Genomic DNA, 15274 nt, shown 5'->3' with positions numbered 1-15274 from the left:
AAACTCCTGTAGAAAACGTGACGAACTGAATTATTTGGCCTTGGCCTGATGCTGGTAGCGCGCCGCTTCGACGAAAACGTCTGAGTTGGCCGGGTCGTCGAGATAAGCAAAGACCTTATCCAGCGGACTGTCGACCTGCACGCCCTGACCGTCATCGGTCGGGAAGCCCTGGCCGTCGAGGCTTTTCTGGGCGATGGCCTGGTTGATCTGATCGAGATCGAGGTTGTAGATCACCAGTTCATGTTTGTCGGTGATCTCGAAACCGGCGATGGTGAAGTGCCCGCCATATTGCGCCGGCACCTTCGCCGACAGATACCAGCGGTTGCCATGACGCGACACGGTGAACGGATAAGCTTCCCGCTCATGGGGACGGGCCTTGAACCAGGTGACCGCCTGATAGCGGTCATTGCCCAGGCGCGTGAGTTCCAGATTCATCGGCTCGCCCCAGGCATTGGTGCTCGCCCATTCGCCGAGCAGGCCCTTGGGCGCCGGCTCACGGGCAGGCAGCGGATCCTTGAAGGTCACCAGACAACCGCTGAGCAGCAGGAACGACAGCGCGATCAACGCGCCACGCCAGGCTTTCATTCAACACTCCCTATGAACCGAACTCACCACCGGACCTGTGGGAGCGTTACACCGACGCAAGCACCAGATGCATATAGCGCGTCAGAATGCCGAGCATGTCCTCTTCGGCCAAAGGCTCGGCGTCGTTGAGCAGGCCCTGATATTCCATCCGTCCGATAATCGCCGTCAACACCTTGGCATCCTGCTGCGGCTCACGGGAGCCCAGCACCTGGAACAACTGGCAGGTGCCCTGCAACAGAATCTGCTGATGGGAACGCACCAGCTCCGCCAGACGCGGGTTGAGCAGCGCTTCCTGACGGAACGCCTGTTCGGCCATCAAATGCTCGCGGCGGTTGACCAGTTGCCGGTGCACGTAGTCGGCCATCAGCCGGGCGATGTCGTCCGCCAGTTGCGAGCGCGACTCCGGGCTGCCGTCGCCGCTGACCACCATTTCGCGCAGCAGGCCTTCGTTGTTGATCCACAGCTTGGCCATGTAGGCCGCGCTGCGTTCGACATACTGAGCGAAGGTATCGGTGAGCAGGTCATCGATGTCCTTGAAGTAATAGGTGGTGGCCGACAGCGGCACACCGGCCTCGGCCGCCACCGCCCGGTGACGCACGGCGCGCACGCCGTCGCGCACGACAATGCGCATCGCCGCATCGAGAATGTCCTGCCGACGCTGCTCGCTGCCCTGTCGGCTGGCCTTGCGGCCCTGGTACTGAACACTTTCAGCGACCGCAGTGGCGATACCCGCTGCACCCTCTTGAGCCATTGCACCGATCACGACAGGACTTCCTCTGTTGTTTTTTTCAAAAGTAACCATTTGATACGTTTGTACCAGACAGGCAATAAAAAGCCGCCCATTTCAGGCGGCTTTTTTATTGAAACACTTACGCTTGCGGCCGCATGTGCGGGAACAGGATCACGTCGCGGATCGACGGCGAGTTGGTCAGCAACATCACCAGACGGTCGATACCGATACCTTCACCGGCCGTTGGCGGCATGCCGTACTCCAGCGCGCGAACGAAGTCGGCGTCGTAGTGCATGGCTTCGTCGTCGCCGGCGTCCTTGTCGGCCACCTGCGCCATGAAGCGCTCCGCCTGGTCTTCCGCGTCGTTCAGCTCGGAGTAGGCGTTGGCGATTTCACGGCCGCCGATGAACAGCTCGAAGCGGTCGGTAACGTTCGGGTTGTCGTCGTTGCGACGGGCCAGCGGCGACACTTCGAACGGGTACTGGGTAATGAAGTGCGGCTGTTCCAGCTTGTGCTCGACCAGCTCTTCGAAAATCATCACCTGCAACTTGCCCAGACCTTCAAAGCCCAGCACCTTGGCGCCGGCCTTCTTGGCGATGTCGCGAGCCTTGTCGATGTCGTTCAGGTCATCGGCGGTCAGCTCAGGGTTGTACTTGAGGATCGAGTCGAACACCGACAGGCGCACGAACGGCTCACCGAAGTGGAACACCTTGTCGCCGTAAGGCACGTCGGTGCTGCCCAGAACCAGCTGCGCCAGCTCACGGAACAGTTCTTCGGTCAGGTCCATGTTGTCTTCGTAGTCGGCGTAAGCCTGGTAGAACTCCAACATGGTGAATTCAGGGTTGTGACGAGTCGAAACGCCTTCGTTACGGAAGTTGCGGTTGATCTCGAACACTTTTTCGAAGCCGCCAACCACCAGACGCTTCAGGTACAGCTCTGGCGCGATACGCAGGAACATTTCCATGTCCAGCGCGTTGTGGTGGGTTTCGAACGGCTTGGCCGCGGCGCCGCCAGGAATGGTCTGCAGCATCGGCGTTTCGACTTCGAGGAAGTCGCGCTTCATCAGGAAGCTGCGGATGTGCGCGATCACTTGCGAACGCACGCGGAAGGTCTGGCGCACGTCTTCGTTGACGATCAGGTCAACGTAACGCTGACGGTAGCGCTGTTCGGTGTCGGTCAGGCCGTGGTGCTTGTCCGGCAGCGGGCGCAGGGATTTGGTCAGCAGGCGCACGCTGGTCATCTCGACGTACAGGTCGCCCTTGCCGGAACGGGCCAGGGTGCCTTCGGCGGCGATGATGTCGCCCATGTCCCAGGTTTTCACCGCGGCCAGGGTTTCTTCGGACAGAGTCTTGCGGTTGACGTAGACCTGGATGCGACCGGTCATGTCCTGGATCACCATGAACGAGCCACGGTTGAGCATGATGCGACCTGCAACCTTGACCGGGATCGCAGCCTCTGCCAGCTCTTCCTTGGTCTTGTCCGCGTACTGTTTCTGCAGTGCTTCGCAGTAGTTGTCGCGGCGGAAGTCGTTCGGGAAGGCATTGCCCTTGGCGCGCTCGGCAGCAAGCTTTTCCTTGCGCAGGGCGATCAGGGAGTTTTCTTCCTGTTGCAGGGCTTGCGAATCGAGTTGTTGGTCGCTCATGTCTTTAAATTTTCCATCACAGGTTCGTTGCCCCCGCCGGTGACGGGGGACTTGAGGTCGGGTGAAGCTTACAGCCCCGATTTCAGGCTGGCTTCCAGGTATTCGTCGATGTCGCCGTCGAGCACCTTGTCGCAGTCACTGCGTTCGATGTTGGTGCGCAGATCCTTGATCCGCGAGGCATCGAGCACGTACGAACGGATCTGGTGACCCCAGCCGATGTCCGACTTGGTGTCTTCCAGCGCCTGGGACGCCGCGTTGCGCTTCTGCATTTCCTGCTCGTACAACTTGGCCCGCAGCATTTTCATGGCGGTGTCCTTGTTGGCGTGCTGGGAACGTTCGTTCTGGCAGCTGACCACGGTGTTGGTCGGTACGTGGGTGATACGTACGGCCGAGTCGGTGGTGTTTACGTGCTGACCACCGGCACCGGAGGAACGATAGGTGTCGATCCGCAGGTCTGCCGGGTTGATTTCGATTTCCACCTTGTCGTCGATCTCTGGCGAGACGAAAACCGCGGAGAACGAGGTGTGGCGACGGTTGCCGGAGTCGAACGGGCTCTTGCGCACCAGACGGTGCACGCCGATCTCGGTGCGCAGCCAGCCAAAGGCGTATTCGCCCTTGATGTGCACGGTCGCGCCCTTGATACCGGCGACTTCACCGGCCGACAGCTCCATGATGGTCGCGTCGAAACCGCGTTTGTCGGCCCAGCGCAGGTACATGCGCAGCAGGATGTTGGCCCAGTCCTGGGCTTCGGTGCCGCCGGAACCGGCCTGGATGTCCAGGTAGGCGTTGTTCGGGTCCATCTCGCCGCTGAACATGCGACGGAATTCCAGCTTGGCCAGGGACTCTTCGAGACCTTGAAGGACTTCGACGACGTCGTTCACGGCGCCTTCGTCGTTCTCTTCGACGGCCATGTCGAGCAGCTCGCGGGAATCGGCCAGGCCGGTGGCCAGCTCGTCCAGAGTGTCGACGATCTGCGCCAGCGCCGAGCGCTCGCGGCCCAGTTCCTGGGCGTATTCAGGTTTGTTCCAGACTGCAGGATCTTCAAGCTCGCGATTGACTTCGATCAGACGCTCATGCTTTTGATCGTAGTCAAAGATACCCCCGAATAGATTCGGAGCGCTCGGACAGGTCCTTGATGGTGTTCAGGATCGGGTTGATTTCCATGACGGGCAGCACTCGTTGGCGAACTTTTGAAAGCCGGCGAGTATAACGTAATCAAGCTGTCAAGGCAGCCCGTCTGGCGGCTCTTGAGGCGAATGAACCCGATGGTTCATTCGATCCCCACCTGGTTGCGCCCGTTGTTCTTCGCCAGATAGAGGCCACGGTCCGCCGCCGAGATCAGCAACCGGCAGTCGCTGCCCGCCTCCGGCACCATGGTTGCCAGGCCGATGCTGATGGTCAGGCTCGCCCCTTCGGCCGGAGCATTGTGCGGAATCTTCAGCGCCGCCACGGTCTGGCGCAGCTTCTCCGCCACCAGCCGCGCCCCGCCCGGCGAGGTGTTGGGCAGCACCAGCGCGAATTCTTCGCCGCCATAACGCGCCGGCAGGTCGGACGGTCGGGCGCTGGCCTCGCGGATCGCCGTGGCGACCTTGCGCAAGGCTTCATCGCCCTCGACGTGGCCAAAGGTGTCGTTGTAGGACTTGAAGTAATCGACGTCGATCATCAGCAACGACAACTGGCTCTGGTCACGCAGCGAGCGGCGCCATTCCAGTTCCAGGTACTCGTCGAAGTGCCGTCGATTGGACAGCCCGGTCAGGCCGTCGGAGTTCATCAGGCGCTGCAGCACCAGGTTGGTGTCGAGCAATTGCTGCTGGCTGACCCGCAAGGCGCGATAGGCCGCGTCCCGTTGCAGCAGGGTCATGTAGGAGCGCGAGTGATAACGGATGCGCGCCACCAGTTCGATGTTGTCCGGCAGTTTCACCAGGTAATCGTTGGCCCCGGCGGAGAACGCCGCGCTCTTGATCAGCGGGTCTTCCTTGGTCGAGAGGACGATGATCGGAATGTCCTTGGTCGCCGGGTGATTGCGGTATTCACGCACCAGGCTCAGGCCGTCGAGGCCGGGCATCACCAGATCCTGGAGGATCACCGTCGGCTTGATCCGCACGGCGTGGGCCACGGCCTGATGCGGGTCGGAGCAGAAGTGAAAGTCGATGTTCTCTTCATTCGACAGCCCGCGGCGCACGGCTTCGCCGATCATCGCCTGATCGTCTACCAACAACACCATGGCGGCGTTCTCGTCGGTTTTGATGTCATCGATCTGTAAGTCATTCATGGGCGGTCACCTGAGTGCTGCGGGGGCCTGGATTGCGGAGTAATGCGTTCATTTGGGGAAAATCTCCAGCAATCGTGGCGCTATCTTTTCCAGTGGACGGATTTCTACGGCTGCATCGATGGCCGCGGCGGCCTTGGGCATGCCGTACACCGCACTGCTTTGCTGATCCTGCGCGATGGTCAGGTAACCCTGTTGGCGCATGAGCTTAAGCCCTTGAGCCCCGTCGCGTCCCATCCCGGTCAATAAAACCCCTACTGCGTCACCGTTCCAGTAATTGGCGACACTTTCGAAAAACACGTCGATCGAGGGGCGGTAGATCTCGTTGACCGGCTCGGCGGTGTAGGCCAGCGTGCCGTTCTTGAGCAACCGGATGTGATGATTGGTGCCGGCCAGCAATACCGCGCCGGCCTGCGGCGGCTCGCCCTCCCGGGCCAGACGCACGTCGAGGCCGCTGGCACTGGCCAGCCATTCGGCCATGCCGGCGGCGAACACCTGATCGACATGCTGCACCAGCACGATGGCCGCGGAAAAGTTGCGCGGCAGGCCTTTGAGCAAAACCTCCAGCGCCGCCGGGCCGCTCGCTGACGAGCCGATCGCCACCAGCCGCTGACACGACGCCGAACTGCGCGGCGTTGTCTGGGCCGGGCGGGCGCGAGCGGTTTTCTCGCCGATCAGCCAGCCGATATTCAGAATCTTGCGCAGCAGCGGCGCCGCCGCCTGCTGGGCATTGCCGGCGCCGAGGGCCGGGGTGTCGACCACATCCAGCGCGCCGTGGCCCATGGCTTCGAACACCCGGTGCACGTTCTGCTGGCGGTCCACGGTGACGATGACAATCGCGCAAGGGCTCTCGGCCATGATGCGGCGGGTGGCCTCGACGCCATCCATCACCGGCATGATCAGATCCATCAGGATCAGGTCCGGGGTGTTCTCCGCGCACAGGCGCACCGCTTCGGCGCCGTTGTTGGCGACCCACACCACCTGATGCGCCGGCTCGAAGGCCAGCGCCCGGCGCAGGGCCTCCACCGCCAGGGGCATGTCGTTGACGATTGCGATCTTCATGCCCGCGCTCCTCCGATGAGCTCAACCACTGCGTCGAGCAGGGCATCGTCATGAAAACTGGCCTTGGCCAGATAATAGTCCGCCCCGGCGTCCAGTCCACGGCGGCGGTCTTCTTCGCGATCCTTGTAGGACACCACCATCACCGGCAGCGATTGCAGGCGATTGTCGCGGCGCAACAGCGTCACCAGTTCGATGCCGTCCATGCGCGGCATGTCGATGTCGGTGATCAACAGATCGAAATCCTCGAGCGCAACGCGTTCCAGCCGTCCATGCCGTCTACCGCGACGGCGACGTCGTAGCCACGATTGAGCAGCAACTTGCGTTGCAGCTCGCGCACGGTGAGCGAGTCATCGACCACCAGAATCCGTTTGCGCGCAGCTTCTGCGGCCTGATTGCCATGGCGGGCGATACGCTCAAGGCGCCCGGTGTTCAGCAACTTGTCCACCGAGCGCAGCATGTCTTCGACGTCGACAATCAACACCACCGAACCGTCGTCGAGCAAAGCCCCGGCAGAAATGTCCTGCACCTTGCCCAGCCGCTCGTCCAGCGGCAGCACGACCAGGGTGCGCTCGCCGATGAAACGTTCGACCGCTACGCCATAGATCGCATCGCGCTCGCGGATCACCACGACCTTGAGCGTGTCGCCGCTGTTCTGACTGGCTGGACGTTGCAATAACTGACTGGCCGCGACCAGCCCCACATGCCGGCCCTCGTGCCAGAAATGCTGGCGGCCCTCGACCTGCACGATATCGTCCGGCGCCAGATCACACATGCGCTCGATGTGCGCCAGCGGGAACGCGTAGGCCTCGTCGCCGACTTCCACCACCAGACTGCGCACCACGGAAAGAGTCAGCGGCACTTCGAGATGGAAGCGACTGCCCTCACCCGCCGTCTGCTCCAGCACCACCGCGCCGCGCAACTGGCGGACCATGTGCTGAACGGCATCGAGGCCGACGCCCCGACCGGACACCTCGGTGACCTTGTCCCGCAGACTGAATCCCGGCAGGAACAGGAAGGTCAGAAGCTCTTCTTCGCTCAGTTGAGCGGCGGTTTCGACCGGTGACAACTGACGCTCGACGATGCTGCGGCGGACCTTTTCCAGATCCACACCGTTGCCGTCATCACTCAGCTCCAGCACCAGCAGCCCGGCCTGGTGCGAGGCACGCAATCGGATCAGCCCTTCCTCGGGCTTGCCTTTGAGCAGGCGTTCTTCCGGTGTTTCGATGCCGTGATCGACCGCGTTGCGCAGCAGGTGCGTCAGCGGCGCTTCGAGTTTTTCCAGCACATCGCGATCGACCTGGGTTTTCTCGCCTTCGATCTCCAGCCGCACTTGCTTGCCGAGACTGCGGCCCAGATCGCGGACCATGCGCACCTGACCCGACAGCACGTCGGCGAACGGCCGCATCCGGCAGGCCAGCGCGGTGTCATAGAGCACTTGCGCGCGCTGACTCGCTTGCCAGGCAAACTCGTCGAGTTCGGCGTTTTTTTCCGCCAGCAATTGTTGGGATTCCGCGAGCAGTCGCCGCGCATCTTCCAGTGCCTCTTGAGCTTCAAGGCTCAGGGCATGTTCCTTGAGATGCACGTTGAGACTTTCCAACGCTCGCAGGCCGTTGTTCTGCATGCGCTTAAGGCGCTGCATGGTGGCCAGGTGCGGTTTGAGACGCTGGGTTTCCACCAGGGATTTGCTGGACAGATCGAGCAGGCTGTTCAGGCGTTCGGCAGTGACCCGCAGCACCCGCTCGCCACCTTCGGTGGTGCGTTTGCTCTTGCGCGGCGCAGGCTCTGGCTCGGCCACCTCGACGGGGATTTCAACGGGCGCCGGCTCAACTACTGGCGGTGGCTGAAGCTGCAACTCGGCCATCGGTGGCGCGCTCGGAGCGGTGGCCACCACGGCCGGCGCCGCCGGATCGAGCAAACCACCCATCAATGCCACGTAAGCCTCAATGTCCGCCGGTTGTGGGCCATTGGCCGGGGTGGCGATGCGCATCAGCAAATCGGTGCCCTGCAACAGCGCGTCGATATGCTCCGGACGCAGGAACAACCGCCCTTCCTGCGCGCTGACCAGACAATCTTCCATCACGTGGGCAACGCTGACGCCGCTGTCGATGCCGACGATCCGCGCCGCGCCTTTCAACGAGTGCGCCGCCCGCATGCACGACTCAAGCTGATCGGCCTGGGTCGGATTGCGCTCCAGCGCCAGCAGCCCGGCACTCAGGACCTGGGTCTGGGCTTCGGCTTCAAGGCTGAACAGCTCCAGCAGGGAGGCGTCGCGCATTTGCTCGGGGGTCATGTGAGGCTCCGGGACACGGCGGACAACAGCTGTTCTTCATCCAGCCAACGCAGGCTGCGACCTTTGAAAGGCAACACGCCTCGGGTGTATTTGGCACTGGCCTGCGCCCCGGAACGCGACGCGGCATCGAGAATTCGTTCGTCGATGGCGTGAATCCCGTCGACTTCGTCCACCGGCACCACCACCGGCCCGCCCTGGGCCGCGATGATCAGCATGCGCGGCATGATCCGCGCGCCGGTCGCCGGGGCGGCGTTACCGTCGAGATCAAGCAGCTCGACCAGCGACAGGCACGCCACCAGCGCGCCGCGCACGTTCGCTACACCGAGCAAGGCCCGGGAGCGCTGGTGCGGCAAGGAGTGGATCGCCTGCAATGGTGCGACTTCCACCAGACTGCGGGTGGCCAGTCCGAGCCATTCCTCGCCAAGACGGAACATCAGCAGCGAGCGGGTTTTCAGCTCGGTTTCAACCTGGCTCGCCACCGGATCGCGCTCGTCCTGCTGCAACGCATAACGGTCGAGCAGGCGCGTGGCAGCGGCGGAATACACCGAGCAATTGCGGCAATGGATGTGTTCTTCCAGCAGCGGGCAGGACTTGTCGCCGTGGATGCCGATGCGGTTCCAGCAATCGTCGATGGCCCGGGCGTCTTCGTGGGTGACGTTCAAGGTGTCGGACGGGATCATCGTTTACGCTCACTGTCGGCGGTGCGGCCGCTGCGGGCGGCGCGCTCCTGCAATCGTCTGGCACCGGCCGTGTCACCCTGGGCCTGCAGCAGCGCGGCCAGGTGCATCAAGGCTTCGGGGTGTTGCGGTTCGAGGTACAAGGCTTTGCGATAGTAGCTCTGGGCTTCGAGAGCAGAGCCGGCGACATCGCTGAGCAACCCGAGCCAGTAGAACACCTGAGCCACCGGTTCATGACTGCGCAAATACTGTTCGCACGCGGCACGGGCCTCGGCGCTTTTGCCTTCGTTGGCCAGGGCGGCAATGTTGGCCAGCAGGGTCGCCGCGTCGGGGTTCGGGCTTTTGGCAGTGGCGGGCAACGGCGTCACAGCAGCAAACGGGCGATTGCGCACCGGCGGCGGTGGCGTGCTGCGTACCGGTTGGCGCACGGGCAACGGGGTCGGGAGAGCGACCGGCATCGGCAGCGGTTCGGGCTGCGGATCGCTGTGGCGACTGAACGCGAAAGACTGCGGAATCCCGATCGAGCGCATGCCCAGCCGCCCGAGCAGACTGCCCTCGGCCGGGCCGATAAACAACACGCCATCGACATGGGTCAGGCGCTTGAGCACGGCGAACACCTGCTGCTGGGTCGGCTGATCGAAATAGATCAACAGGTTGCGGCAGAACACGAAATCGAACGGCGGCTCGTTGACCAGCAATGACGGATCGAGCACGTTGCCCACTTGCAGACGCACCTGCTCGCGGACGATTTCATTCACCCGATAACCTTCGTTCTCGGCGAAAAAATGCCGCTCGCGAAAGTCCAGTTCCTGGCCACGAAACGAGTTCTTGCCGTACAACGCCCGCCGCGCCTTGTCCACCGACAGGGGGCTGACGTCCATGCCGTCGACCTTGAACTGATGGGGTTTGAGGCCCGCATCGAGCAACGCCATGGCAATCGAATAGGGTTCTTCACCCGTGGAGCACGGCAGGCTGAGAATGCGCAGCGCCCGCATGTTGTTCAGCTCGGCCAGGCGTTTGCGCGCCAGTTTGCCCAGGGTGGCGAAGGATTCCGGGTAACGGAAAAACCAGGTTTCGGGGACGATCACTGCCTCGATCAGCGCTTGCTGTTCGTCCCGCGAGCCTTGCAGCGTTTGCCAGTACTCGTCGGCGGTGACCATCTGCGCCAGGATGATGCGCTGGCGCACCGCCCGCTCGATGATTGCCGGCCCTACCGAAGCGACGTCGAGACCGATGCGTTCCTTGAGGAAATCGAAGAAGCGCTGGTCGCTGCTCATGGCAGATCCTCAAGCCGCGCCGGATCCAGCGGCGGCGTCGGGAACAGCAGCGGGCGTACCGTATCGTCGAGCAAATCGTTGACCCGCACCCATTGCACCAGCCCCTTGGCGTCTTCACGCACCGGACCGAGGTACGGAGCCTGACGATTGTCGAGCCCGTAAGGCTGGAAATCATCCGGGTTGCAACGCAGGGTGTCGGTGGCCTGTTCGAGGATCAGCCCGAGCCATTGCGAGGGTTGCGAATCGTCCGCGCGGTAATGCACCAGCACCAGTCGTGTGCTGGTGCGCGCCTCGGCTGGCTGGCCGAACGTCAGGGCACTGAGGTCGATCACCGGCACCACCGAGCCGCGATAGGCGAACACCCCCGCCACCCAGTGCGGCGCCCGGGCAATCGGCTTCAGCGGCAGGCGCGGCAGCACTTCCGCCACTTCCGTGGCACGCAGAGCGTAGCGTTCGTTGCCGATGCGAAACAACAGGAACAACGCCTGCTTCGCCACCGGTGCAGCGCTGCGTTTGGCGATGATTTCGCTCATCAGACTTTGAATCGCGAAACGCCGCTGCGCAGGCCCACGGCCACCTGGCTCAGTTCGTCGATGGCGAAACTGGCCTGACGCAACGACTCGACAGTCTGGCTGCTGGCATCACCCAGTTGCACCAGCGCGTGGTTGATCTGCTCGGCACCGGTGGCCTGGGCCTGCATGCCTTCGTTGACCATCAACACTCGCGGCGCCAGCGCCTGCACCTGGTGGATGATCTGCGACAACTGCTCACCGACCTGCTGCACTTCGGCCATGCCGCGACGCACTTCCTCGGAGAACTTGTCCATGCCCATCACCCCGGCGGACACCGCCGACTGGATCTCGCGGACCATCTGTTCGATGTCGTAAGTCGCAACAGCCGTCTGATCCGCCAGACGCCGCACTTCGGTGGCGACCACGGCAAAACCGCGACCGTATTCGCCGGCCTTCTCCGCTTCGATCGCGGCGTTCAGGGACAGCAGGTTGGTCTGGTCAGCGACCTTGACGATGGTCACGACGACCTGATTGATGTTGCCGGCCTTCTCGTTGAGGATCGCCAGTTTGGCGTTGACCAGATCCGCCGCGCCCATCACCGAGTGCATGGTGTCTTCCATGCGCGCCAGGCCCTGCTGCCCCGAACCGGCCAGCACCGAGGCCTGATCGGCGGCAGTGGAGACTTCGGTCATGGTGCGTACGAGGTCGCGGGAGGTCGCCGCGATCTCGCGGGACGTCGCACCGATTTCAGTGGTGGTGGCGGCGGTTTCGGTGGCGGTGGCCTGCTGTTGTTTGGAGGTGGCGGCAATCTCGGTGACCGACGTGGTGACCTGCACCGACGAGCGCTGCGCCTGAGACACCAGCGAGGTGAGCTCGGTCATCATGTCGTTGAAGCCGGTTTCCACGGCGTTGAATTCGTCCTTGCGGCCCAGGTTCAGGCGCGAACTCAGATCGCCGGTGCGCATGGTGTCGAGAATCCGCACGAGCAGGTTCATCGGGGCCATGATCGCGCGCATCAGCAGAAGACCGCACAGGCCGGCGGCCAGCACGGCCACCAGCAGGGAGATGCCCATGCTGACTTTCGCCGCCGCGACCGCGTCGTCGATGTTGTTCATGGCTTCATCGGCAACGGCCTTGTTCTCGCGAATGATGTCGTTGAGTTTCATGCGGCCGGCGGTCCAGGCCGGCGTCAGTTGTTCATTGAACAACTTCGCGGCCGCGTCCTCCTGGTTGCGCACATGCAGGTCGAGCACCTGCGCCTGAATCTTGTTGTAGTTGAGCACGTCCTGCTTGAACACGGTGTACTCGGCCCGGTCCTCGGCAGTGGTGACGGTGCTTTCGTAGTTGCCCATCTGCTCGTTGAGCCGCGCTTCGAAAGACTTGAAGTCCGCAGCGTCTTCGGCACTGATCCCCTGGCCTTTTTTCAGGCCCAGCAACTCCTGGGTCTGCAGATAGCTGTCGACCCAGGCACTGCGAATCATCGAGCTGAAATACACCCCCGGCACCGCGTCCTGACGCACGCTCTGCTCGCCGGCTTCGATCTTCAACAACCGTGAATACGAGACGACCACCATCAACAGCATGATGGCGATAATCACCGCAAAGCTCGCCAAAATGCGTTGGCGCAACGTCCAGTTCTTCACAGTCAGTCCTCGGGGCCAGATCGAAATTGCGGGGGAGTATAGCTGAGGGCGGTGTTTCATTTATAAGACGGTTTGCCGCGCTCGCGCCGCCCGAGCGTAAACGGGATGGGCTCTGGACAGGGACTTTCAGGCAATCGGAGGGCGGCGCACCAGTGACGCAATGGCAAAAAAGAGGCGATGAATTGGCCATCGCGGACAATTCCACCGCCTCATTGGCTTCCGCAGCGCGGGCGGCTCACCCCGCCGAGGGTATGTTTTTCATAGAACCCTGCAACCGTGAGTTGATGCTCCGCCCCAGAGTGACGCCGGGCTTCTCCAGCAGTGAGTAGCTGACGCCGGCCAGCGTGAGTGTCGCGAGTACGTAGATCAGAAATACCCACACGCTGAATCCCGCCTGCATATCGGTGGCATGGTCGGCCCACTCCAGAAAAAAGGGATGCACCAGATACACCGAATAACTGACAGTGCCCAGCCATGTCAGGCTTTTGATCTTCTGGCGCAAGTACCGGCTGGTGGTCATGGCGAAAGCCATTCCCGCCAGATAACTCAGCAGGTAGGCGTACGGATTCTCGTTGTGCCCGTAGTCGGCGCTATAGGCAAGCACGCAGATGAACGGCAACACCCCAAGGAACAGCGCAACCCACAGCCAGATGAAACGACGAACCTGCCGGCAGGCCTGCCCCAGACTGGCGTCCCGCCAGAAGCTGCCGAAGAACATGATCGACAGGCACAAGGGCAATGCCACGGGGATCTTCTTCGCCAGGTAGAACCGGGCGATGGCAAAGAGCAAGGCGAGTACCAACAACCCGACCGATGCCGCAAAGCGCACACCGACCCGCCCCAACCACCCCGCACCAAACAAGGCTGCGCAGGCGATATAGAAAAATATCTCGATGATCAGCGTCCAGTAGACACCAAACAGATCCGGGGTCTTGAGGATCGCCTGGAACATCGTCATGTTGATCAGCAGCGTCGTCAGAGGAACCTCGGTGGACAGGAACCAGTGCGCGCTCGTGACTGCCAGCAAGAGGGAAAACCAGTAGGCGGGATACAACCTGAAGAATCTCGAGACAGCAAAAGCCGCCAGCGCACGCCGCCCCTCCTTCAGACTGTAGGGAATGACCATCCCGCTGAGCAGAAAGAAAATCACCACACCAACCTGCCCAAGGTTCACATAGGTGAAGAAAAACGTGTCCTTGATCGGTGTCCTTTCGATGAAGTGAGCAATAACGACCAACATTGCGGCGATGCCTCGCAAGGCATCCAGATGCGTCAGTCGACTCTGTGGTGATCCTGCGCAGTGACTGGTGCAGGATGGTGCTTTCAATGAGTTCAAGCTCTCATCTCCACCGACGATGAGTTGGCACCTTTGATGGCATGCCTGCTCGTCAACCGTGCGTCCAGGGCCGCATTGATACGCCTCCCGAATCCAATGGAGCGCTTCTCGATCAAGAAATAACACAGCGTCGAAAGTACCAATGTACCCAGGCAATAGAGACCAAATGCGGGAAGATTGAAACCATTCGCCAGATTAACTTTCGAGTCAGCCAGCTCCAGAAAGAATGGATGAGTCAAATAGATCGAGTAGCTGATCGCACCAAAAAACACAAGCAGCCGATTTTCCAGTTTCAATACTGTCGTGGTCGCGACAAAGAACACCAGGGCCGAAAAATAACTGCCTGTATAGTTCCAGGCATTTTCTCCGAGCCCTTGATCCATGTCATAGGCCAGCAGTGCGATTAACGGAAATGCAACAACAAAGGCAACAATCCAGACAAGACTGTATTTCTTTGCTTTCGGATCCTGATCGATCAGATAGTTGCGCCACACCCCTCCAAACAGCATCAGCGAAAGCGATGACAGAATTCCGACCGGGGCCGGGACTGAATAATAATATCGGCATGCCGCTCCCACCAACGAAAGCACCAACAACATTATCGCCAGCCAGAACCTTGCTCTGAGATGCCCCAGCAACCCCACCCAGCCCAAGGCAATACACAGAGCATAAAAGACCAGTTCCACAAACAATGTCCAATACACACCGAACAAATTTGAATATCCCATCAACGTCTGAATCATGGTGATATTCGCAAGCACCCTTCCTGTACTCAGTTCACCCTGGACAAAGCAGGATATTGCGAAACAGGCCAGAACTACCGAAAACCAATAGGCCGGATACAACCTGAAAAACCTTGAGAGCATGAAGCGTCTTGTTTTGCCTGGCCCGTCCTTGAAACTGAACGGAATCACGAAACCGCTGACCATGAAAAAAACCACAACACCAAACTGCCCGGGACGGAAGTAGTCGAAAACCGCCCAACTGAATAGTGGCGTTCTTTCAATATAGTGGGAAATAACGACTGCCAACGCTGCCAGCGCTCTAATGGAATCGAGGTAAGCCAATCTGTTGTTGCTGACCATTTTATTTGAGGATCCCTTCTCCAATGAAGAACTGCTCCGTGAAACGAGCTGGCAGATTTTATCTGATGAACCCGAAAAAGCGACAAAAGTTAAACAACCGAGGCTTCACCCTTTGGCCTCGGAACTCCGGAACGTAGTGCAAGCCCGGCTACTGGCCCAGAAGCCG

General features: G+C 61.1%; 12 protein-coding genes and 1 pseudogene. All 13 read right to left on the bottom strand.

Annotation, left to right across the window (positions count from 1 at the left end):
- Nucleotides 1-30: 30 nt before the first annotated feature.
- A complete protein-coding gene (locus R1A29_RS04895; RefSeq protein ID WP_438300809.1) occupies nucleotides 31-585 on the bottom strand; it encodes a hypothetical protein in 555 nt (184 codons plus the stop codon).
- 46 nt (nucleotides 586-631) lie between these two features.
- Nucleotides 632-1336, bottom strand: coding sequence for a TetR/AcrR family transcriptional regulator (locus R1A29_RS04890; protein ID WP_011332647.1), 705 nt, complete (start codon nucleotides 1334-1336; stop codon nucleotides 632-634).
- Between the two features lie 118 nt (nucleotides 1337-1454).
- Nucleotides 1455-2957 carry a lysine--tRNA ligase gene (gene lysS / locus R1A29_RS04885; protein WP_119427139.1) on the bottom strand — a complete coding sequence of 501 codons (1503 nt, stop codon included), beginning with the start codon at nucleotides 2955-2957 and terminating at the stop codon, nucleotides 1455-1457.
- Nucleotides 2958-3025: 68 nt separating this feature from the next.
- Nucleotides 3026-4121 (bottom strand): peptide chain release factor 2 gene (gene prfB, locus R1A29_RS04880; protein ID WP_114881547.1). Its coding sequence is split into 2 segments (ribosomal slippage): nucleotides 3026-4048 and nucleotides 4050-4121, totalling 1095 coding nucleotides; the frame shifts between segments, so codons are not numbered across the junction.
- A 106-nt stretch (nucleotides 4122-4227) separates the two neighbouring features.
- Nucleotides 4228-5229, bottom strand: a complete 1002-nt coding sequence (locus R1A29_RS04875; protein ID WP_085712805.1) for a response regulator — start codon at nucleotides 5227-5229, stop codon at nucleotides 4228-4230.
- A gap of 48 nt (nucleotides 5230-5277) precedes the next feature.
- Nucleotides 5278-6288, bottom strand: a complete 1011-nt coding sequence (locus R1A29_RS04870) for a chemotaxis response regulator protein-glutamate methylesterase (RefSeq protein ID WP_438300808.1) — start codon at nucleotides 6286-6288, stop codon at nucleotides 5278-5280.
- Nucleotides 6285-8578 (bottom strand): annotated as a pseudogene (locus tag R1A29_RS04865) (hybrid sensor histidine kinase/response regulator). Before R1A29_RS04865 ends, R1A29_RS04870 begins: the two are co-directional and overlap by 4 nt.
- Nucleotides 8575-9258, bottom strand: a complete 684-nt coding sequence (locus R1A29_RS04860) for a chemotaxis protein CheW (protein WP_248738199.1) — start codon at nucleotides 9256-9258, stop codon at nucleotides 8575-8577. Before R1A29_RS04860 ends, R1A29_RS04865 begins: the two are co-directional and overlap by 4 nt.
- Nucleotides 9255-10532: a CheR family methyltransferase gene (locus R1A29_RS04855; RefSeq protein ID WP_438300807.1), complete on the bottom strand. Its 1278-nt coding sequence runs from the start codon at nucleotides 10530-10532 to the stop codon at nucleotides 9255-9257. Before R1A29_RS04855 ends, R1A29_RS04860 begins: the two co-directional genes overlap by 4 nt.
- Nucleotides 10529-11065 carry a chemotaxis protein CheW gene (locus R1A29_RS04850; protein WP_114881542.1) on the bottom strand — a complete coding sequence of 179 codons (537 nt, stop codon included), beginning with the start codon at nucleotides 11063-11065 and terminating at the stop codon, nucleotides 10529-10531. Before R1A29_RS04850 ends, R1A29_RS04855 begins: the two co-directional genes overlap by 4 nt.
- Nucleotides 11065-12687 carry a methyl-accepting chemotaxis protein gene (locus R1A29_RS04845; protein WP_085712799.1) on the bottom strand — a complete coding sequence of 541 codons (1623 nt, stop codon included), beginning with the start codon at nucleotides 12685-12687 and terminating at the stop codon, nucleotides 11065-11067. The genes R1A29_RS04850 and R1A29_RS04845 overlap by 1 nt, the downstream gene beginning before the upstream one ends.
- A gap of 235 nt (nucleotides 12688-12922) precedes the next feature.
- Nucleotides 12923-14023, bottom strand: a complete 1101-nt coding sequence (locus R1A29_RS04840) for an acyltransferase family protein (RefSeq protein ID WP_438300806.1) — start codon at nucleotides 14021-14023, stop codon at nucleotides 12923-12925.
- Entirely contained in the window at nucleotides 14020-15108 is a 1089-nt protein-coding gene (locus R1A29_RS04835; RefSeq protein WP_438300805.1) for an acyltransferase family protein, read from the bottom strand. The genes R1A29_RS04840 and R1A29_RS04835 overlap by 4 nt, the downstream gene beginning before the upstream one ends.
- Between the last annotated feature and the right edge of the window lie 166 nt (nucleotides 15109-15274).

It is taken from the genome of Pseudomonas sp. NMS19W (assembly GCF_051554255.1).
GTDB lineage: Bacteria > Pseudomonadota > Gammaproteobacteria > Pseudomonadales > Pseudomonadaceae > Aquipseudomonas > Aquipseudomonas kribbensis.
The sequence above is the reverse complement of the archived record's forward strand: the minus strand, read 5'-3'. Positions and strand labels throughout refer to the sequence as shown.

What these genes read in the sequence shown, in the direction of transcription:
- R1A29_RS04895 (WP_438300809.1), bottom strand. Translation starts at nt 585, where the DNA reads ATGAAAGCCTGGCGTGGCGCGTTGATCGCGCTGTCGTTCCTGCTGCTC.
- R1A29_RS04890 (WP_011332647.1), bottom strand. Translation starts at nt 1,336, where the DNA reads ATGGCTCAAGAGGGTGCAGCGGGTATCGCCACTGCGGTCGCTGAAAGT.
- lysS (WP_119427139.1), bottom strand. Translation starts at nt 2,957, where the DNA reads ATGAGCGACCAACAACTCGATTCGCAAGCCCTGCAACAGGAAGAAAAC.
- R1A29_RS04875 (WP_085712805.1), bottom strand. Translation starts at nt 5,229, where the DNA reads ATGAATGACTTACAGATCGATGACATCAAAACCGACGAGAACGCCGCC.
- R1A29_RS04870 (WP_438300808.1), bottom strand. Translation starts at nt 6,288, where the DNA reads ATGAAGATCGCAATCGTCAACGACATGCCCCTGGCGGTGGAGGCCCTG.
- R1A29_RS04860 (WP_248738199.1), bottom strand. Translation starts at nt 9,258, where the DNA reads ATGATCCCGTCCGACACCTTGAACGTCACCCACGAAGACGCCCGGGCC.
- R1A29_RS04855 (WP_438300807.1), bottom strand. Translation starts at nt 10,532, where the DNA reads ATGAGCAGCGACCAGCGCTTCTTCGATTTCCTCAAGGAACGCATCGGT.
- R1A29_RS04850 (WP_114881542.1), bottom strand. Translation starts at nt 11,065, where the DNA reads ATGAGCGAAATCATCGCCAAACGCAGCGCTGCACCGGTGGCGAAGCAG.
- R1A29_RS04835 (WP_438300805.1), bottom strand. Translation starts at nt 15,108, where the DNA reads ATGGTCAGCAACAACAGATTGGCTTACCTCGATTCCATTAGAGCGCTG.